General features: G+C 63.2%; 21 protein-coding genes. 10 read left to right on the top strand and 11 right to left on the bottom strand.

Annotated elements, in window-relative coordinates; genetic code table 11:
- Positions 1-59 precede the first annotated feature (59 nt).
- Together NKJ09_RS25555 and NKJ09_RS25550 are read left to right on the top strand one after the other, a co-directional pair.
- On the top strand, positions 60-392 hold the full coding sequence (locus NKJ09_RS25555) for an NIPSNAP family protein (protein ID WP_023718857.1): 333 nt from the start codon (positions 60-62) through the stop codon (positions 390-392).
- Positions 389-733, top strand: coding sequence for an antibiotic biosynthesis monooxygenase family protein (locus NKJ09_RS25550; RefSeq protein WP_023718858.1), 345 nt, complete (start codon positions 389-391; stop codon positions 731-733). Before NKJ09_RS25555 ends, NKJ09_RS25550 begins: the two co-directional genes overlap by 4 nt.
- 6 nt (positions 734-739) lie before the next feature.
- On the opposite strand, the gene mbfA is transcribed toward NKJ09_RS25550, so the two are convergent.
- Positions 740-1,723, bottom strand: a complete 984-nt coding sequence (gene mbfA / locus NKJ09_RS25545; RefSeq protein WP_023718859.1) for an iron exporter MbfA — start codon at positions 1,721-1,723, stop codon at positions 740-742.
- Between the two features lie 181 nt (positions 1,724-1,904).
- Here mbfA and NKJ09_RS25540 point away from each other — a divergent pair, with 181 nt between their 5' ends.
- The 3 genes from NKJ09_RS25540 to NKJ09_RS25530 all read left to right on the top strand — a co-directional run bounded on the left by NKJ09_RS25540 (position 1,905) and on the right by NKJ09_RS25530 (position 4,148).
- Positions 1,905-2,222, top strand: coding sequence for a hypothetical protein (locus tag NKJ09_RS25540; protein WP_023718860.1), 318 nt, complete (start codon positions 1,905-1,907; stop codon positions 2,220-2,222).
- A gap of 202 nt (positions 2,223-2,424) precedes the next feature.
- On the top strand, positions 2,425-3,402 hold the full coding sequence (locus tag NKJ09_RS25535) for a threonine/serine dehydratase family protein (RefSeq protein ID WP_352495447.1): 978 nt from the start codon (positions 2,425-2,427) through the stop codon (positions 3,400-3,402).
- A gap of 92 nt (positions 3,403-3,494) precedes the next feature.
- Positions 3,495-4,148: a glutathione S-transferase family protein gene (locus tag NKJ09_RS25530; protein ID WP_352495448.1), complete on the top strand. Its 654-nt coding sequence runs from the start codon at positions 3,495-3,497 to the stop codon at positions 4,146-4,148.
- A gap of 36 nt (positions 4,149-4,184) precedes the next feature.
- Here the strand turns inward: NKJ09_RS25530 and NKJ09_RS25525 are convergent, their stop codons facing one another.
- The 4 genes from NKJ09_RS25525 to NKJ09_RS25510 are packed head-to-tail and all read right to left on the bottom strand — an operon-like array spanning position 4,185 to position 7,913.
- The gene (locus tag NKJ09_RS25525; protein WP_023718863.1) at positions 4,185-5,321 is read right to left on the bottom strand and encodes an ABC transporter permease; all 1,137 of its coding nucleotides are present in this window, start codon (positions 5,319-5,321) and stop codon (positions 4,185-4,187) included.
- Positions 5,322-5,329: 8 nt separating this feature from the next.
- The gene (locus tag NKJ09_RS25520) at positions 5,330-6,250 is read right to left on the bottom strand and encodes an ABC transporter ATP-binding protein (RefSeq protein WP_023718864.1); all 921 of its coding nucleotides are present in this window, start codon (positions 6,248-6,250) and stop codon (positions 5,330-5,332) included.
- The gene (locus tag NKJ09_RS25515) at positions 6,247-7,200 is read right to left on the bottom strand and encodes an HlyD family secretion protein (RefSeq protein WP_023718865.1); all 954 of its coding nucleotides are present in this window, start codon (positions 7,198-7,200) and stop codon (positions 6,247-6,249) included. Before NKJ09_RS25515 ends, NKJ09_RS25520 begins: the two co-directional genes overlap by 4 nt.
- Positions 7,197-7,913 carry a CerR family C-terminal domain-containing protein gene (locus tag NKJ09_RS25510; RefSeq protein WP_023718866.1) on the bottom strand — a complete coding sequence of 239 codons (717 nt, stop codon included), beginning with the start codon at positions 7,911-7,913 and terminating at the stop codon, positions 7,197-7,199. The genes NKJ09_RS25515 and NKJ09_RS25510 overlap by 4 nt, the downstream gene beginning before the upstream one ends.
- 88 nt (positions 7,914-8,001) lie before the next feature.
- Between NKJ09_RS25510 and NKJ09_RS25505 the strand changes: the two genes are divergently transcribed.
- From NKJ09_RS25505 to NKJ09_RS25495, 3 genes are read left to right on the top strand one after another with little or no spacing between them, the layout of a single operon-like run.
- Entirely contained in the window at positions 8,002-8,475 is a 474-nt protein-coding gene (locus NKJ09_RS25505; RefSeq protein WP_023718867.1) for a CYTH domain-containing protein, read from the top strand.
- Positions 8,472-9,416 (top strand): CHAD domain-containing protein, encoded by a 945-nt coding sequence (locus tag NKJ09_RS25500; protein ID WP_023718868.1) that lies wholly within the window; start codon positions 8,472-8,474, stop codon positions 9,414-9,416. The genes NKJ09_RS25505 and NKJ09_RS25500 overlap by 4 nt, the downstream gene beginning before the upstream one ends.
- 41 nt (positions 9,417-9,457) lie before the next feature.
- Positions 9,458-10,270, top strand: coding sequence for a C40 family peptidase (locus tag NKJ09_RS25495; RefSeq protein ID WP_023718869.1), 813 nt, complete (start codon positions 9,458-9,460; stop codon positions 10,268-10,270).
- A 109-nt stretch (positions 10,271-10,379) separates the two neighbouring features.
- On the opposite strand, the gene NKJ09_RS25490 is transcribed toward NKJ09_RS25495, so the two are convergent.
- Positions 10,380-11,174 (bottom strand): DUF6647 family protein, encoded by a 795-nt coding sequence (locus NKJ09_RS25490; RefSeq protein WP_156948065.1) that lies wholly within the window; start codon positions 11,172-11,174, stop codon positions 10,380-10,382.
- 345 nt (positions 11,175-11,519) lie between these two features.
- Positions 11,520-12,323 carry a helix-turn-helix domain-containing protein gene (locus NKJ09_RS25485; protein ID WP_023718872.1) on the bottom strand — a complete coding sequence of 268 codons (804 nt, stop codon included), beginning with the start codon at positions 12,321-12,323 and terminating at the stop codon, positions 11,520-11,522.
- A 115-nt stretch (positions 12,324-12,438) separates the two neighbouring features.
- Here NKJ09_RS25485 and NKJ09_RS25480 point away from each other — a divergent pair, with 115 nt between their 5' ends.
- Positions 12,439-13,299 (top strand): SMP-30/gluconolactonase/LRE family protein, encoded by an 861-nt coding sequence (locus NKJ09_RS25480; RefSeq protein ID WP_023718873.1) that lies wholly within the window; start codon positions 12,439-12,441, stop codon positions 13,297-13,299.
- Between the two features lie 13 nt (positions 13,300-13,312).
- Here the strand turns inward: NKJ09_RS25480 and NKJ09_RS25475 are convergent, their stop codons facing one another.
- From NKJ09_RS25475 to NKJ09_RS25460, 4 genes are all read right to left on the bottom strand, one after another.
- Positions 13,313-15,025 (bottom strand): SulP family inorganic anion transporter, encoded by a 1,713-nt coding sequence (locus tag NKJ09_RS25475; protein ID WP_352495449.1) that lies wholly within the window; start codon positions 15,023-15,025, stop codon positions 13,313-13,315.
- Positions 15,026-15,206: 181 nt separating this feature from the next.
- Positions 15,207-15,476, bottom strand: coding sequence for a helix-turn-helix domain-containing protein (locus NKJ09_RS25470; RefSeq protein ID WP_023718875.1), 270 nt, complete (start codon positions 15,474-15,476; stop codon positions 15,207-15,209).
- Positions 15,477-15,794: 318 nt separating this feature from the next.
- Positions 15,795-16,496: a phosphatase PAP2 family protein gene (locus NKJ09_RS25465; RefSeq protein WP_023718877.1), complete on the bottom strand. Its 702-nt coding sequence runs from the start codon at positions 16,494-16,496 to the stop codon at positions 15,795-15,797.
- Between the two features lie 14 nt (positions 16,497-16,510).
- On the bottom strand, positions 16,511-16,849 hold the full coding sequence (locus NKJ09_RS25460; RefSeq protein ID WP_352495450.1) for a hypothetical protein: 339 nt from the start codon (positions 16,847-16,849) through the stop codon (positions 16,511-16,513).
- A gap of 203 nt (positions 16,850-17,052) precedes the next feature.
- On the opposite strand from NKJ09_RS25460, the gene NKJ09_RS25455 reads away from it, so the two are divergent.
- Positions 17,053-19,044 (top strand): PhoX family protein, encoded by a 1,992-nt coding sequence (locus NKJ09_RS25455; protein ID WP_352495451.1) that lies wholly within the window; start codon positions 17,053-17,055, stop codon positions 19,042-19,044.
- Positions 19,045-19,049 lie beyond the last annotated feature (5 nt).

The following is a 19,049-nucleotide window of genomic DNA, read 5'->3' as shown; positions in this document are numbered from 1 at the left end:
CGTTTCGACCCGGCTCGAACTGTGGTCGCAAGAAACATCCACCCGCCAAGGAGGCGAAAATGACCATTACCTGCTTCATCCGCTACGAGATCGATCCGTTCGGCAAGGCGGCGTTCGAGGAATATGCCCGCAATTGGGGGCAGGCGATCCCGCGCTGCGGCGCCGATCTGATCGGCTATTTCGCGCCGCACGAAGGCTCGGCCACCACGGCTTATGCCGCCTACAACATCGACAGTCTTGCGGCCTACGAAGTCTACCGCGCCCGGCTCGCCGCCGATCCCGCCGGCAAGGCGAATTACGAGTTCGCCCGGCGGGAAAAATTCATCCTGAAGGAGGATCGCATCTTCCTCAAGCTGGCCTCCGCGCCGCATGGTCCTTTGGTGAAGCCATGATCGCCGTCATCTTCGAGGTCGAGCCGGCGGCGGGCAAGCGCGAAGCCTACCTCGGCATCGCCGCCGACCTGCGGCCGCTGCTCGACGGCATCGACGGTTTCCTGTCGATCGAGCGCTTCCAGAGCCTTGCCGATCCGAACCGCATCCTGTCGCTGTCCTTCTGGCGCGACGAGGAAGCGGTGAAGGCCTGGCGCAACACGCAGGAACATCGGCAGGCCCAGAAAGCCGGGCGCGGCGGTATCTTTGCCGACTATCGTTTGCGCATCGCCCACGTCGTGCGCGACTACGGCCTGACCGAACGCGCCGAGGCGCCAGCAGACAGCCGGGTGGTGAACGGATAGGGGCTGCTATGCATTCCCGATCAGCACCCCTGCCGCAAACACCAGCGCGCCACCCAGCACCACCTGGAAGGCGGCGCGCCAGAATGGCGTCTGCATATAGCGGTTCTGCACGAAGGCGATCGCCCACAGCTCGAAGAAAACCACCACGGCGGCGACAATGGTCGCCGTCCAGAAAAGCGGGATGAGATAGGGCAGCGCATGGCCGAGCCCGCCCAGCGTTGTCATGACGCCGACGGTCAGACCGCGTTTTGCCGGCGAGCCGCGGCCCGACAACTTACCGTCGTCGGAGGCCACTTCGGTGAAACCCATCGAGATGCCGGCGCCGATCGAGGCAGCAAGCCCGACCAGAAAGGTCTGGAACGTGTCGTGCGTGGCAAAGGCGGCGGCAAAGATCGGCGCCAGTGTTGACACCGACCCATCCATCAGCCCCGCCAGCCCCGGTTGTACGTAGGTCAGGATGAACTGGCGCTGCTCGGCCGCCGCCTCTTCGTCCTTGACCGCGCCCGGCACATGCTTTTGTTCGAGCCGCTGCGCCAGTGTCTCGTGGCCCTGTTCTGCGATCGCCAGATCGTCGAGCAGCTTTCGCGTCGACGCATCGCCTGTGCGCTTGGCCGCCTCGACATAGAACAGGTAGGCCTGCCGCTCCATGGCCTCGGCTTGGCTGCGCACATGATCGACGCCGAGCGGCCTCACCAGCCAGTCCGGTTTGCGCTCGTAATAACCCTTCACATGTTCGCGCCGGATCAGCGGTATCCGCTCGCCGAAACGCTTGCGGTAAAGCTCGATCAGTGAATCGCGATGGCCGTCCTCTTCCTCCGCCATCTCTTCGAACACTTTGGCCGATTGCGGAAAGCTTTCCGCCAGCCCGTCGGCATAGGCGCGATAGATGCGCCCGTCATCCTCCTCGGAGGAGATGGCGAGCGCCAGGATCTCCTGTTCCGAGAGCGATTCAAAGGAACGGCGGCCGAGGCCGAAAACGCGGGAAAGCATGAGAAATTCACCCTAGTTTAGAATAGTTCTAAACTATGACCTTGCACGTCGCCGGTCAATCGTGCGTGCTCCACTCATGCTCAAAAGCTACAGATTTCGAAACCCCGAGCAGGTCGTCGTTTGCTATCGGTGAACGTTCACTTATATAACCGAATCTGAACCAAGAGAAAGGAACCCGCAGATGCCGGAAAAACAGCAGCCGTTTGATCCCAAACCAGTCCTCGACCTGATCGCCAACATCGAGGCGGATCTGCAGCGCCTGAAAGGCCTGGTCGAGCAGCAGGTCGAAAAATTCGATCCCGCCAATCCGCACAACAAGGCTCCCGATGGCAAGTTGACTGAGGAGGGTGTCGAGTGCTGCTATCGCCTGTTCGACGAGGGCAAGTCGCGCTATTCGGTCGCCCAGCAGATGAAGATCTCCTTCGCCGCCGCCACCCACCGCTTCAACACCTGGCGTAAGATGGGCGGTCCCAAACGGCAAAAGACGCTGTTGGGGTGAGGAGCGGCGGCCAAGCCGGTCAATCGGCAACGATTTGTCGATTGAAGCGACGACCGCATGGCGGAGAGACGAGGAGGCGGCAGGTGGCAGGCACGCTCCTCTCCTGCCTGCAAGACGAATTGTAACCGTCACATTTTTTCATTGGTGCGCGGCCTCCCTTTCCGTGCACCATAGGCGGTCTCATTTCTTGCAGGACCTCGCCATGACCACCCCTCCCGGCATCGCCGATATCCGCAGCGCAGCAGCGCGATTGTCCGGCCTGATCGTCGAAACGCCGCTGATCGAATCGCCGGAGCTGAACAAGCGCTTCGGCGCCAGGATCCTGTTCAAGCCCGAGACGTTGCAGCGCACCGGCTCCTTCAAGTTCCGCGGTGCATACAACAAGCTCTCCTCGCTCTCGGCGGAAGAACGCGCTGGCGGCGTCGTCGCCTTCTCGTCGGGTAATCACGCGCAAGGCGTTGCCGCCGCAGCGGCGATGTTCGGCGTCAAGGCCGTCATCGCCATGCCCACCGATGCGCCGGCGATGAAAGTCGGCAATGTCAGGAAGATGGGCGCGGAAGTGATCACCTTCGACCGGGTCCGCGACGATCGCACTGCCGTCGTCCGTTCTTACGTGGAAAGGGGCATGGTCCTGGTGCCGCCCTACGACGATCCGGCCATCATCGCCGGCCAGGGCACGATCGGCCTCGAATTGATGCGCCAAGCAAGCGCGCTTGGCGTCAGCCTGGATGCGGTAGTCGTTCCCTGCGGCGGTGGCGGCTTGAGCAGCGGCATTTCGATCGCGGTCAAGGACGCCTCACCGGGCACCGCCGTCTGGGCCGTGGAACCCGAGCATTTCGATGACACACGCCGCTCGCTGATCAAAGGCGCCAGGGTGTCGAACGCGCCCGGCCACACCTCGATCTGCGATGCCCTTCTCGTCGCCGAGCCGGGCGCGATCACTTTCGAGATCAACCGCAAGAATCTCGCCGGCGCCATCACCGTTTCCGACAAGGCGGTGGCACAGGCGATGCGCGATGCCATGGCTTGCCTGAAGCTGGTCGTCGAACCTGGCGGTTGCGTCGGCTTGGCCGCGCTGTCGTCAGGCGAGATCGACCTTGCCGGGAAATGCATTGCCGTGGTGCTCTCCGGTGGCAATGTCGATCTCAGCACCTATGCCGAGATCATTGCTGCCGGCTAGGATAGCAACCAGTTCCAGGTCATGTGCCGATTCGAGGTGCTTGAGCGTCCGTTGCGCCCGGTCGAACCGGTACCCTTCAAAGACTGAGATCAATGAAACTGTTCTTCAGCCGCAATCCCAATCCTCGCCTCGCGGTCGCGGTGGCACGGTATCTCAAAGCCAAGGTCGAGTTCGAATTCGCCTCTCCCTTCGCTCCGGGGCAGGCCGAGCGCTTTCGGCCGCTCAATCCAAATCTTTCATTGCCTATCCTTGTGGGCTTGGGAAAAAGCCTCTGGGAGGCCGACGCCATAGCCTGCCGGTTTTCACGCGACACGCATTCGCATTTCTGGCGCACCGGCGACGACGAGCCCGAGATGATCCGATGGCTGAGTTGGGGCAAAGAGAACTTCGCAAGAGCCTGCGACGTCGTGCATTTCGAACGCGGGACCAAACAGCGCTATGGGCTCGGCCCGATCGATCAGGCGCGGGTTGAGGAGGGCCTGAGCGACTTCAGCACCGCCGCCGCAATACTTGATGCCGAGCTTTCCGAGCGAGACTGGCTGGTCGGAAGTTCGGTTTCCTATGCCGACTTTCGAATGGCGACGTTTCTGCCCTTCAACGACGTCGCCCGATTGCCGCTCGATGATTATCCTTCTGTCGGTCGCTGGTATCGGCAGCTTGAAGAAATCGACGCCTGGCGCGATCCCTTCGAAGGGCTCAATGCGCCTGAATTGGCGCCGGTCCCGGGTCAGGCCAAGCCGGTGTGAATCTCGGTCATTTGCACAAGCGGATCGAGTTCGACCCTAATCCAACGTCCGGCGGAACCGCACCAGCGCCACGCCGGCGAACAGCGCCACGAACACCACCAGCCAGCCGATCTCCGTTGCCACCGCCGGCAGCTCGGCGCCCTTCAGCATCACCGCGCGGATGATGCGCAGGAAATGCGTCAGCGGCAGCACCTCGCCGAAAATCTGCGCCCAGTCCGGCATGCCGCGATAGGGGAACATGAAACCGGACAGCATGATCGACGGCAGGAAGAAGAAGAAGGTGAGCTGCAGTGCCTGCATCTGCGTGCGGGCAATCGTCGAGATCGTATAGCCGAGCAGCACCAGCGCCAGCACGAAGATCAGGACGGCCGTCAACAGCAGCGACATCGATCCGGTGAAGGGGATGGCGAACAGAAGCTTCGATGCCGCCAGCACCACCAGCACCTGCACGGCGCCGACCGCCAGATACGGCAGCACCTTACCCAGCATGATCTCGAGCGGGCTGGACGGCATCGCCAGAAGGTTCTCCATCGTGCCGCGCTCGGTCTCACGCGTCAGCGCGATCGAGGTCATCATTACCATCGTCATCTGCAGGATGACGCCGAGCAGGCCGGGCACGATGTTGTATTGCGATACGGCTTCCGGATTGTAGCGCCGGTGCACTACGACCTGGAGCTGGCCCCGGGCAGCTTCGGCCGCTGTCTCCTGCATGCCGCGCGCCCTGAGCAGCGCCTGGTTGGCAACGGTGCCGAGCGTCGAGATGGCGCCGCTGGCGACGGCCGGGTCGGTCGCATCCGCCTCGATCAGGATCTGCGGGCTGTCGCCACGCTCGACCCGTCGGGCGAAATCGGCGGGAATGGTGACGACGAAGGCAACGTCGCCGCGCGCCATCAGGAATTCGGCTTCGGCGGCACTTTGCGCGACATGGTCGAAGCGGTAATAGCCGGTGGTCTGCAGCGCCGAAACCATGGCTCGCGTGTAAGGATCGCTGCTCATCGCCACCAGCGCTGCCGGCAGGCTCTTCGGATCGTTGTTGATGGCATAGCCGAACAGCACCAGCTGCATCAGCGGCACGCCCAGCATCATGGCGAAGGTGATGCGGTCGCGCCGCATCTGGATGAACTCCTTGATCAGCAGCGCACCGAGCCTGGCGAAGGAAAAGACGCTGTTTATCCCGTTCTTCATCCCATATTGTCCTTCGAACCGGACATGAACTGGATGAACACATCCTCCAGGCTGGTCTCGCCGGGCGAGACCCTGACGCCCTTGTGGTCTTTCTCGACGTCGGCGAGCGCTGCCTGAAGCGCCGTCCTGTCGGAGCCGACTACATGCAGCGTCGCGCCGAACGGCGCCACCTGGTCGACGCCTGGGCGGCCATGAAGTGCGGCAGCGACCTGATCGAGCCGCGGCCCTTGCAGGACGAAGGTGGTCAGCCCGGCATTCCTCACCACGTCCTCAACCGTGCCGGTGGCCAGCATCTTGCCATAGGAGATGTAGCTGATGCGGTGGCAGCGCTCGGCCTCGTCCATGTAATGGGTGGAGACCAGCACGGTCAGCCCGCCGCTCGCCAGCCGGTGGATCTCGTCCCAGAATTCGCGCCGCGCCTTCGGGTCGACGCCAGCCGTCGGTTCGTCGAGCAGCAGCAGTTTCGGCTTGTGCATGATGCAGGCGGCCAGCGCCAGCCGCTGCTTCCAGCCGCCGGACAAGGTGCCGGCCAGTTGGTTTCTGCGTGATGTCAGGCCGAGCTCCTCAAGCGTCTTGGCCACATGTTCGTCGAGCGGCTTCAGCCGGTAGAGCCGTGCCACGAATTCGAGATTCTCGCCGATGGTGAGGTCTTCGTAGAACGAGAATCTCTGCGTCATGTAGCCGACTTCGCGCTTGATCCGCAGGCTGTCGGTGCGGATGTTGAAGCCCAGAACCGTGCCTTCACCCTCATCGGGCGTCAGCAAGCCGCACATGATGCGGATGGTCGTCGTTTTGCCCGAGCCGTTCGGCCCGAGGAAGCCGACGATCTCGCCCTCGGCCACGGTCATCGTCACATGGTCGACGACAGTCTTGTCGCCGAAGCGTTTGACCAGGCCGTGCACGTCGATGACGTTCATTTTCCGATGTCCGCCAGATCGACGTCGACGATCTGCCCGGGCTGCAATGCGCTGGCGTCGCCTTCCGGCCGCGCTTCGACCAGATAGACCAGCTTTTGCCGGGTCTCGAGCGAGTAGATCACCGGCGGCGTGAATTCCGGATCCGGCGACACATAGCTGACGCGTGCCTTCACGCCCGATCCGCAACCATCGCAATGGACGTTGAGCAGCGTGCCGACCTCGACCGAGGAGAACGCGCTTTCCGGCACATAGACGCTGAGCTTCACTGCGCCGTCCGGCAGTATGGAGATGACCGGCGCGGTCGGCCCGGCTGTATCGCCGGGATAGCGGATGACATCGTTGACCCTGCCGGGCGAGGGCGCCGTGAGCACACGCTTCGACAGTCGCCATTGCGCTTGCTCCAGCGCCGATTGCGCCTGCCTGACCTGATTGTCGGCGGCCTTGATCGTCTCCGGCCGTGCCGGCAGGCCGCCGACAGCGAGATTGGCTTCCGCCTGGCCGACCTGCGCGTTGGCCGTCTCCAGCGCCGCGGAAGCCGTATCATAATCGGCCTGCGTGCCGGTGCCGCGTTTGAACAGATCGCTGGCGCGGCTGTATCTGCGTTTGGCGTCGGCGGCCTGCGCTTTGGCCATGTCGACCTGCGCCCTGAGCACTGCAATCTCTTCCGGCCGCTTGCCGACCTGCAGGTCGGCAAGTTGCGCCTGGGCCTGCGCGAGGGCCGCCTCGGCCTGCGCGATGGCGATCTTGGCGTCGGCGTTTTCCAGCGTCACCACCGGCGTGCCGGGCGCTACGCGGTCGCCGCGCTTGACCGCAATCGTCTCGACCTGGGCCACCTCGATCGGCGCCAGCAGCACATAATCGCCCTCGACGTAGCCGACGGCGAGCGGTGCTGCCGGCGCGCAGGCGCTGAAAAGCTGGGCGGCAAGCGGCAAAGAACAGAGCAGGCTCATGATCCACGATCCTTCCGGACAGCCAAATCGCGCCGAGCTAAAATCGCGCTGAGATTGTCGGTTACTGTTGCCGCGATCTTGCCGGCCTCGTCATCGCCGATCTCGCGCCAGCCCATCCGGCGCATAACCGCCTCGCGGCCGATGCGGAAATAGACGACCTGGCCAATCAGCGTGAATACGGTGAGTTTAGTGCGCTCGCTCTCGGCCGGCTCGCCCGTCGACTGTTCCCAGATCAGGCAGAGCCGGTGATGCGCCGGTTCGAACACGCCGTCATAGATACGGTCGAGCGCGGCGGTTGGATGCGACAGCTCACGCAGGACGAACTGTACAATCTCGCCGGCTTCCGGCCTTGCCGCGATGAAGGCGACCATCCGCTCCAGTGCGACGGCTAAATGTGCCCGCGCGGCCTCGGTGTCCGCCAATGCCGCGGGCGGCGCTTGCAGATTGCCGATCGCCTGGCCCGCAATGGTCTGGATGGTGTCTACGATGTAGTCGGCCGCCGCGTTGCGGAGCCCTTCCTTGCCGCCGAAATGATAGGCGATCGAGCCGATATTGGCCTTGGCCTCAGCCGCGATCTGGCGCGTCGACGTGCCGTCGAAACCCTGGCGTCCGAACAGCTTCAGCGCCGCGCGCACGAGGGCCGTCCGCGTCATATCCGCGGCAGTCTTGGGCGCTTCATGAGGAAGGCCGCTGGCACTGGGCGATTTGATCATGGTCTATACTTTAATCAATCGAATGATTAAAGTCAACTGCGGTCAAGCGGCTTGCCAACTCTGGCCGTGCGCGCTTTAGTGCCTCGCCATGGGCAAGGAAATCGAGCGTAAATTCCTGGTCTCAGGTGAGGAATGGCGGGGAATGGTCAAGGCGGACATTCATATCCGTCAATTCTATCTTGTCGCCGAGCCTACCCGCACGGTGCGTGTGCGCATCAGCAATGATGCCGCTGCCAAGCTGACGCTCAAGTTCGGCAGCCAGGCCCGCGAGCGCGATGAATTCGAATATCCGGTGCCTTTGGCGGAGGCGCAAGAGATGCAGGCCTTTGCCATCGGACGTGTCATCGAGAAGACACGCCACCATGTTAGACACCGCGGCTATCTCTACGAAGTCGATGTCTTCGGCGGGACGCTTGCGGGGTTGGTGATCGCCGAGCTCGAGACGCAGGAGGATGTACCGGACGAAATGCTGCCAGATTGGCTCGGCCGCGAAGTCACCGGCGAGCCGAGATTTTACAACGCGTCGCTCGCCCTTGGGGGGATTCCGGAGATCGTCGCATGAGCTTTCGTATCGATCCGCGCATGTCGCTGACCGGCGAGGTCAGGCGCATCCTCGCCGAGGAGATCGGCAGGGCGCTCGTTCATCTGGACGCGGCGCATGACAGGCCCGAACAGGCGCTGCACAAGTGCCGCAAGCGGTTGAAAAACGTCCGCGCTTTACTGCGCCTAGTTCGTTCCGGGGACGAAACATTCTGCGTGACCGAGAATCAGTGCTACCGCCAGGTGGCGGCCCTGCTTGCCGGTCCGCGTGAGGCGACTGCGCTGGTCGAAACAATCGACCGGCTGGCGGCAAGCTTTCCCGAGCAAAGTGCCGGCGGCGGTCTCGGTGCCGTCCGCGACAGGCTCGTCGCGCGCCAGCATGAGTTGCATGTCGGAGCGGGCCTCGACGCTGCGATAGGCGCGGCGGTTGCCGCTTGCGAGGAAGGTGTCGTCCGCATCGACAAGCTCGCTTTGCCCGACCAGCCGGAGCAGGCTGCCGACGTGCTCGCCGAAGGCGCGCGCATCACTTTGCGCCGCGCCAGGAAAGCGCTGGACAAGGCCGCTTCGCGCGGCGCGGCCGATGATTTTCACGATCTGCGCAAGGCGGCCAAGACGCATGGCATGCATCTGTCGCTGCTCGGCAGGCTGTGGCCGACGCCGATCAAGACGCGGCGCAAGGCCGTCGACGAACTGGGCGAGCGGCTCGGCGAACTGCACGATGTGCTCGTCATGCGCGCGCTTCTCGATGCCGAGGACCAGCCGCTTGGCCCCGCTGAGGAGACGCGGTTGCTTGGCAAGCTGCTGAAGCGCTCGGAAAAGGGCCTGAAAAAAACCTGCCTCGCCGAGGCGGCCGAGCTTTTCGGCGACAGTCCGAAGCGCTCGACGAGGAAGCTCGCCCGTAAGGTGCGCGAGGATCTCATAGCGGTACCGCACGAAGACGCCGGCGCGCCTGGCGTGGGCTGATCATGGTCTAATTTGTCGCCCTGTGGTAATCGCCGTCTGGCATGACCGAGCCCGGCGACACGCTTCTGGACCGACTTGGCCGCTGGCTTGCCGGCCGGCTGCAGGAGGAATCGTCCGGCTACGAGCCTTACACGCCGTCGGACGCCGAAACGCTACGCCGCACGCTCGAGCCCGGCGACATCCTGCTCATCGAAGGCAACCAGAAGATCTCGGCGGCGATCAAATACCTCACCCAGTCGACCTGGTCGCATGCCGCCTTTTATGTCGGCGATGCATTGCCGGAGCCCGAGGACGGGTCGGAACGGCGGCGCCTGATCGAGGTCACGCTCGGCGATGGCTGCATCGCCGTGCCGCTGTCGCGCTACCGCAGCTACAACACCCGCATCTGCCGGGCGAGCGGCCTGGCTCCCGACGATCGCGAAGCGGTCGTCGCCTTCATGATCGGCAGGCTGGGTCTCAGATACGATCTCAAGAACATATTCGACATGCTGCGCTACTTCTTGCCGACGCCGCCGGTGCCGGTGCGCTGGCGCCGCCGCATGCTGGCTTTCGGTTCCGGCGACCCGACGCGCGCCATCTGCTCGTCGCTGATCGCCGAGGCTTACGGCCAGATCCGCTACCCGATCCTACCCGAGATTACCCGCGCGCCCGGCCGTGCCTCGGCCCAGTCGAGCTATTCGCGCAAGGAAATCCTGCACATCCGCCATCACTCGCTCTACACGCCGCGCGACTTCGACCTGTCGCCCTATTTCCGCATCGTCAAGCCGACGCTGGAATACGGCTTCGACTACCGGCAGATGGTCTGGGATGACAAGGCGGTCGCGGCCGCTCCGGAGACGAAGACCGCCGGATAGCCGCTCGATCTCGTGGTTTGAGCATGGGGCCTCCGAGAACCGGTTTTGCGGCCGATACTCTGGGGTAAGAAGCTCAGTCAGACTGGCTGCCCCCGAAGCGGCTTCAGCATCAATACAGGCAGTTCGTGCGAACCAACAGCGTGAAAGGATCGAGCTCAAATTCCTTCAGAAGGTCGCTGCCGAACAAGGCAAGCCACCGCTCTTGCGCCTCAAAGGCCGCCTTCTCGCGTTCTTCCGCGCATGCAAACTTCAGCCCGGCCACGGTTTGGACGTGATGGACCAACTCATGCACAAGTACCGACAGCTCCGCCGGGGTGCCGCCTGTCCAGCCCTCCGGCAAGAAGATAGTCCGTGCTTCGTCATCGTAGATAGCAATAACAGTGGGCTGCTTGCCAACATTGTCCGGACTGGCAAAATTGGGGCTGCTGTTCCAGCGATCCGCCGCCACGTCGCGAAACCGCAAACCTGCCATCCTGCGCGCAGGTACGAAGCTTACCGCCGGGGGCTCTTCGATCGACGGAAGGCCGAGTTCAGACGAAAGCCATACCGCTATTGCCATTAGCGCGGCCGGCTGCGAGCGGTCAGACATCTTCATGGGAGCAAGAGCACCAGGTGCGCCGGGCAATTGGATGCCGGGCCGGGCGGGATCGGGTCCCATAAGCTCCGAGTCGCCCGCGGGCGCGGCAAGCGTCGCTGATGCTACTACACCGGGTGCGCTGAGCAATTCGATATAAGGCAGGACCAACGGCGGCAATCCTGAGCCTGGATCGGCATTGGGTCCTCTAAGCTCCGGCTCGTCCGCGGACGCGGCAAGTGTCGCCGCCAGGATCACGCTTAGGACGCAAGGCAAGCATGCCCTTAAGAGCGCGCTCATGGTCACGACCTCCTTGATCGGCAGCGCCATCAATTTGGGAGACACCGCCGTGATGAAGAAACAACGCCACGAAAGAGCGTTCAGGTTTGCATTGCGGTCAACGAATGCGACGGCTTCGCGACGTGCTCCCGTAACCTGCGAAGCGATGCATAAATTACTGGCCGGTGTCCCGTGCGCACCTCCTGACGCCGGCCCCGGACTGCAAAGCAGCCTGGATAATCACAGGCTCACCCTACGCAAGCCGATGTCCATGCACATCGGCACGGTCACCCAATTTATAGGCGCCGCTTGCCTAGTGTTCGCGGCTTACAAGGCGTCTGTGGAGGACAGCAGCCTAAACCCAAGAATCCGACCTCAGTCGTTCCGTGATTTGACCTAGGCCGGCAGACGTCGTCCGTTTGCGGCGGCCGCAACTCGATTGTCCGTCCGCGCGCCTGCGTCGCGCGGATGTGGCCCGATCGGCATGATCACCGGGAACGGCGTTGCGCCGAACGCAAACGTCCATTTGTAGCCGACCAGCCCGTCTTCGGGCGTCGTGTGCTGGTCGTGATGAGCAAGCAATTTGGCGCGCTCCGCCAATTCCTCCGCCTCGCGCCTGACCATTTCCGCCGTTTCCGGCCGCATCCGCCTGGAGAAGCTGACGAATGTCGCCTCGCGCTCAAGATGGGTGATGGCCCAGCCGATGAAATTCTTGTTGGTCATCTCGAACAGCGGCCGCAATGGCCCGTCGAAATTCCACTGGATCGGCGCCTCGACCAGCAGCCTTGCCGACAGGCCGCCACCAAGCGCGACTAGGCCGAGTTCCTCGAGGTCGCGCAGATAGAGGAACATCGAAGCCTCGCTCAACCCTTGTGAGCGCATGATGCCTTCTGGCGTGAATTTCTCGGAAAGCATGACGAATACGAACAGCAGTGCCGGCCGCCCGGCGAGCCTGCGCTCGATCTCCGGCGCGATCCGGTTGGCAGGTCCCGGTCCCCTGTTCATCGAGCCGAGCACGTTCTCCAACTCCACGCCGGCGGCATCGCAGATCTCGATCAGCCGGTCGAGCTTGCAGTTGCGCTCATGGAAGATGCGCTTCACCGTCGGCTCGGAAACGCCCATCCGCTCGGCAAGGACACGGTAGGTCACGCCCTTGGCCTTAAGCGTCCGCTTCAGCGCTTCGAAGATCGGGCCGTTCATGGGATGCACCTCTTTTACGCGATTTGGTATCAGCCTTCGGTACTAGTCCCGATACATCTTCCCGAAAAGTATCGAAAAGCCTAGCTCTCCCCCATTCCATTACAGGAGACTAGCCATGAAGAGCCTCTTCACCTCGATACTTCTCGCTCTGGTCGGCATCGCCGCCGCGCCGGCAGTTCAGGCGGCCGAACTCTGGCGCGCTACCGGGCTTGAGCAACCGGAATCGGCGCTGTTCGATGCCGCCGGCAAACGCATCATCATCTCCAATATCGTTGGCAATCCCGGCGACGCCGACGGCAATGGATACCTGTCGGTCCTGTCTGTGGACGGCAAGATGGTTACGCAACATTGGACCGACGGCATGGACGCGCCCAAGGGCATGGCGATTGCCGACGGCAAACTCTACGTCGCCGACCTCACCCATGTGCGCGTCGTCGATCTCGCAAGCGGCAAGCTAACATCGACGATCGACTTGCCGAACGCGGTCTTCCTCAACGACGTGACCGCCGACGCGTCCGGCAAGGTCTACGTCACAGATATGCTTGCCGATACGATCTATCGCATCGACGGCGACCGGCCCGAACTGTTCGTCAGGGATGCGGCGCTTGCTTCGCCGAATGGCATCTTCGCCGATGGCGGCCGGCTGATCGTCGCTTCCTGGGGCAAGGGCATCAAGCCCGATTTCAGCACCGCGGAGCCGGGCGGCCTGCTCTCGGTCGATCTCGCCACCAAGGCAATTGCGTCACTGCCCGGCGCAGAAAAGTTCGCTAACCTCGATGGCGTCGTCGCCATCGGCGGCAGCGTTTACGCCACCGCGTATATGACCGGCACGCTCTACAGCTACAAAGCCGGCGGCACGCCGCAAGCGGTTGCGACGTTCAAGCCGGGCAGCGCCGACATCGGCACCGACGGCAAGTCGACAATCTTCGTGCCGCTGATGAACGACGGCGAGATCGCGGCATTAGGCCTCGACTAAGCCAGCCATCGGCTCAGGCGGCGGGCGCGGCTTTCTTCAGCTGCGCCCGCGCATCCGTGATCGAGGCGGCATAAGTCACCAGCGGCCGCTTGACGCCGTGGTTGATCAGCATGCGGCGTATCTGCGGTGAAGCGCCTAATATAATGAAGCGAACGCCGGCGCGGCTGGCCTTGTGGGCCGCGCCCTCGATGACATTGGCCGCCGTCGAATCGAAGAACGGCACCGCCGAACAATCGAGGATGAAGTTCCTGCGCTGGTCGGCGATGCGGTCCAGCACCGTGCCGACGGTCGAGGCGGCGCCGAAGAAGAAGGCGCCCGATATCCGGTAGACGACAGTATCGGCATCGCTCGCCTCGCTGGAATCATAAGCGCTGGCGCGGTCGGCGACGTCTTCCTGCACCAAGGATTGATGGTCCGCCTCCACCGCGATGCTCTTGGCCATGCGGTCGATGAACAGGATTGAGCCCAGCGCAAAACCGACGACGATGCCTTCAGTCAGGTCGCGGAAGATGACGATCAGGAACGTCGCCATCAGTACCAGCGCATCGCCGCGCGAGGCGCGCAGCAAGGTGGCGAAGGCCTGTTTCTCGAACATGTTCCAGCACACCACCGCCAGCACGCCGGCAAGTGCTGCAAGCGGGATATAGCTGGCCAGCGGTGCCGCCACCAGCATCAGGGCAAGCAGGATGGCCGAGTGCATCATGCCTGAGACCGGTCCATGCGCGCCGGCCCGTACATTGGTCGCGGTGCGGGCAATGGTGCCGGTGGTGCAGATACCGCCGAACAAGGCGGAGGCGATATTGGCGAAGCCCTGCGCCACCAACTCGCAATTGGAGCGATGCCGCCTTCCGGTCATGCCGTCAGCGACGACGGCCGACAGCAGCGATTCGATCGCCCCGAGCAGCGCAAAGGCGATGGCGTCCGGCAGCACGTCGATTATCCTGTCGAGGCTGAGCGGCGGGAAGGCCGGCCATTGCAGGCTGCGCGGGATGCCGCCGAAGCGCGTGCCGATCGTTTCGGCCGGCATGGCGAGCAATGCCACGACGAGTGATGCCAGCCCGATGGCAATCAGCATGGCCGGCCACTTCGGCCGAAACCGCTTCAACAGCGCAATGGTGATGATGGTCAGTGCCGCCACCGCGGTTGCGGCGAGGTTGATCGTTCCGGCCGCCTCGCCGATGGCCATCAGCTTGGGCACCAGCGGCCCCGGTTCCTTGCCGGCGAGCTTCAGCCCGAAGAGTTCGACGATCTGGCCGGAGAAGATGATGACGGCGATGCCGGCGGTGAAGCCGACGGTCACCGGATACGGGATGAACTTGATGTAGGTGCCAAGCCCGAGATAGCCGATGGCAAGCAGGAACAGGCCGGCCATCATCGTCGCCAGCAGCAAGCCGTCGACGCCAACTCGCGCCACCGTCGCAGCCACCAGCACAATGAAGGCGCCGGCCGGGCCGCCGATCTGGAAACGGCTGCCGCCAAGCGCCGAGACCAGGAAGCCGCCAATGATCGAGGTGTAGAGCCCGCGCTCCGGCGTCACGCCTGAAGCAATGGCAATTGCCATCGACAGCGGCAGCGCCACGATGGCGACAGTCAGCCCGGCGATGGCATCCGCCTTGAAGTGCGCGAGCGTATAGCCCTCGCGCAGCACCGTCACCAGCTTCGGCGTGAACAGTTCGGAAAATGTCGGCCGTGCCGGTTGATGCACTGCCCGCCGGGTCTGATCCATCGAGTGCCTTCCCCATGAAACCAAGGAGGCGGCGGGATCGTCGGCAGGACTGTCGGCGGTCGCCGTCGCGACTTGGAGCGGCGTGCGTCCAAATCGACGCACAGGTACGCTCCAACACTTTTGAACCGCGCATTGGACTATCCGAAAATCGATTTCGATTTTCGGCGATGCGGCAGTACCGTCAGCCTTGCGGGTTCTGCGGCGTGACAGGCTTGAGGCGAACGCCCCTGCCGCCACGCTCGCTCGCCTGGTTGTCGCCGATCAGCTCGACCCCGGCCTCTTCAAGGGCCTGGATGACCTTCATCAGCGTATCGACCACGCCCCGGACCACGCCGTCGCTCGCTTCCATGCGCTGAATGGTTGGAAGCGAAACCCCGGCGCGCTCGGCGAGCGTCTTCTGATCGATGCCGGCCAGCGCCCTCGCGGCACGCATCTGCGCGGCAGTGATCATCGGCCATAACCCCCGTCTGAGTCTGCGATATCACGTGTAATACCTTCATTATGATGGTTCAAGCATCATCTTGCATATGTGAAACATGCAGCACTCTTTGCCAGCCGATGCGCTAGCATGCTACAATTTCGGCATCGTTTGGCGGGACATCCATTGCGATCCCGATTTCACAGGCAACGACTCAAAAAGGATGAGCAGGTGAAGATATTCAATGCGTTGGCGACCTCGACAGCCTTGCTGTCGATGGTTTTCCTGCTGGCAGGCTGCGGTCATGGCCTGATCAACAGGCTGATTTGACCGCAAATCGACTGACATGAGTCAGGTGCCGCCGGCCCGCCCGAGCCATCGCTGCAGGAACCGGGCCGCAAGCCAGCACAGCATCGCCCAGGCAAAGCCGGCGCACCAGCCGGCCAATACGTCGGAGGGCCAGTGGACGCCGAGATAGATGCGGCTGATGCCGACCACCACCGTCGTCAGCACCGCCAGACCGAGCACATAGATCTTCGTTGTCCGCCCGGGCAAAAACCGCGCCGCCATGCTGCCCAGCGTCAAATATGTCACCGCCGACAGCATGGCGTGGCCGCTCGGAAACGAAAGTGATGCCACGTCGGCGAGATGCGAGACCAGATCGGGGCGCGGCCGATCTATATCGAACTTGAGCACGCTTGACAGGACCTGGCCGCCCGCTACCGCGATGAACATGAGAAGCGCCGCGCCTGGCCTGCGGATGAGGAGCAGATAGACGATCATTGCTGCCGTGATCAGCACCAACACGCTGGCGCTGCCGAGGCTGGTGATGTCGCGCATCGCTCCTTCCAGCCACGCCGGTCCGATCGGATTGTCGGGTTGGCCGGCCTTGCGGAAGGCAAGCAGGATTTCGGTATCGAAGGCATGCGGCGTAGTGGCCCGCGCCATCTCCATTAGCTCCTCGAACCCCCACAGCCCGCCGGCAATGATCAGCCCGGCCAGCAGAACCGGGAACTCCAGCCAGTTGCGCAGTCTGCTTGCGGTCTTCTTCATCGGCCCGATCGCAGTTACAGCCTTTGCAGATAGGGTCCGAGCGTGATCAGCGCCACAGCTGCGATGGCAAGCATGATGCCGGTCGCCTGCAAGGCATTGACGCGCTCGCCGAAGAAGACCAGCGCCACCACATTCACCGACACCAGCTGGATCACCGCTGACAGGCTGAACGACACCGACATGCCGAATTCACGGATCAGCCTCAGCATGATCAGATTGCCGAGCGAATAGAGCGCCAACGTCAGCACGATCTTGCCAAAGCTCGGCGCCAGTCCCCATTGCTTCGCCGCCGTCGCCGCAAGCAGGAAGATCACTGTCGAAATGCAGAGCTGCCCAAGTCCCCAGAAACTCACTTTTTGCTCCTCCCGATGCGGTCCTTGCGCGCCTGCCGCAGCTCTTGTTTCCGAAGCGCCGGTCGCGGTCAAGCGGGGCTGATGTTGGGCACGAAATCGCAGATGGCAATTAGCCGGCATGTCATCAAACTGTGACCTGCCGGCGATACCGGATTGGCCAGGCAACACGCTCCAGCAATCCATCCAGCCAGAGGCAGGCCCCTATGACCGAACATCGCACCCCTGACGCCCATTTCCGCACCAGCCTGCTCGAGGAAAACGATGGGCCAGGAGCCAATCCCAGCGACAACCGCACCATGGGTGAGATCATCGCCGCGCGGTTCTCGCGCCGCGGCTTCCTCAACGGCTCGCTTGCCGTCTCGGCCATAGCCGCTACCGTCAGCCCGCTGGCGCTGATCACCGCCGACAACGCCCGCGCCGCCGAAGGCTCCGCCTTCGCTTTCGACGAGCTCGAGGCCGGCATCGACGACAAGCATCACGTTGCACCCGGTTATGACGCCGACGTGCTGCTGCGCTGGGGCGATCCGCTGTTCGCCGATTCGCCGGAATTCGATCCGACAAAACAGTCGGCGGAAGCCCAGGCCAGACAATTCGGCTACAACAATGACTATGTCGGTTATATCCCGATCGACGGCTCGGCCGAGCACGGCCTGCTGGTGGTCAACCACGAATACACCAATCCGCACCTGATGTTTCCGGGCCTCGTCACCATCGTCGATGGCAAAGCCAAGCAGGCGCCTCTCAGCAAGGAACAAGTCGACGTCGAGATGGCCGCGCATGGCGGCACCATTGTCGAGATCCGCAAGGAAGCCGGCAAATGGCAGGTCGTTCGCGACGGCAAGCTCAACCGCCGCATCACCTCCAACACCGAGATCGCGCTGTCCGGCCCCGTCGCCGGCCACGACCGCGTCAAGACCAGCGCCGACCCGACCGGCACGAAAGTCGTCGGCACCGTCAACAATTGTGCCGGCGGCGTCACGCCGTGGGGCACCTATGTCATGGCCGAGGAGAACATCCACGGCTATTTCTCGGGCGAGCTGCCGCAAGGCCACAAGGAAGCGGCCAATTACAAGCGGCTCGGCATTCCCGAAGGTGCTTATGAATGGGCAGCGCATTACGACCGTTTCGACATCGGCAAAGAGCCGAACGAGCCGAACCGCTTTGGCTGGATCGTCGAGGTCGACGTCCAGGATCCGACTTCGGTGCCGAAGAAGCGCACCGCAATGGGCCGCTTCAAGCATGAGGGCGCCGAATCGATCGTCGCCAAGGATGGCCGTGTCGTCTTCTACCTCGGCGACGACGAGCGCTTCGACTATGTCTATAAGTTCGTCACCACAGGCAAGTTCAATCCGGACGACCGCGCCGCCAATATGGATTTGCTCGACGACGGCACCTTGCATGTCGCCAAGTTTGCCGACGACGGTTCGGTCGAATGGCTGCCGATCGTCTTCGGCCAAGGGCCGCTGACGGCGGAGAACGGCTTTGCCAGCCAGGCCGACGTGCTGATCGAGACGCGCCGCGCCGCCGACCTGCTCGGCGCCACCAAGATGGACCGCCCTGAAGACATCCAGCCCAATGCCGCCAACGGCAAGGTCTATGTCATGCTGACCAACAATTCGAAGCGCAAGGCCGATCAGGTCGACGCCGCCAACCCGCGTGCCGAAAATGCCTTTGGCCACATCATCGAGATCGTCGAGGACGGTGGCGATTTTGCCGCCACCAAGGGCAAGTGGGAGGTGCTCTTGAAATGCGGTGAGCCCTCGGTTGCGGCAGTCGGCGCCACCTTCTCGACCGCAACCACGGCCAATGGCTGGTTCGGCATGCCGGACAATTGCGCGGTTGATTCGACCGGCCGCCTCTGGGTCGCCACCGACGGTCAGGGTCCGAAGGCCACTGGCCGCACCGACGGTCTGTGGGCGGTCGATACGGAAGGGCCGGCGCGGGCGACCTCAAAACTGTTCTTCCGCGTGCCGATCGGCGCCGAAATGTGTGGTCCCCTGTTTGCGCCGGACGACCAGACCGCTTTCGTTGCCGTCCAGCATCCAGGCGACGGTGGCGAGGACTGGGAGGCTTTCGGCCGTCCGTCCTACTATGAGGATTTGTCGACCCGCTGGCCCGACTTCAAGCCGGACATGCCGGTGCGGCCGGCGGTCGTTGCCATCACCAGGCAAGGTGGTGGCAAGATCGCGGTCTGACACGC

Source organism: Mesorhizobium sp. M0189, from assembly GCF_040322135.1.
In the GTDB taxonomy this organism is placed as follows: Bacteria; Pseudomonadota; Alphaproteobacteria; order Rhizobiales; family Rhizobiaceae; genus Mesorhizobium.
This window is presented reverse-complemented; position numbering and strand designations above follow the sequence as displayed.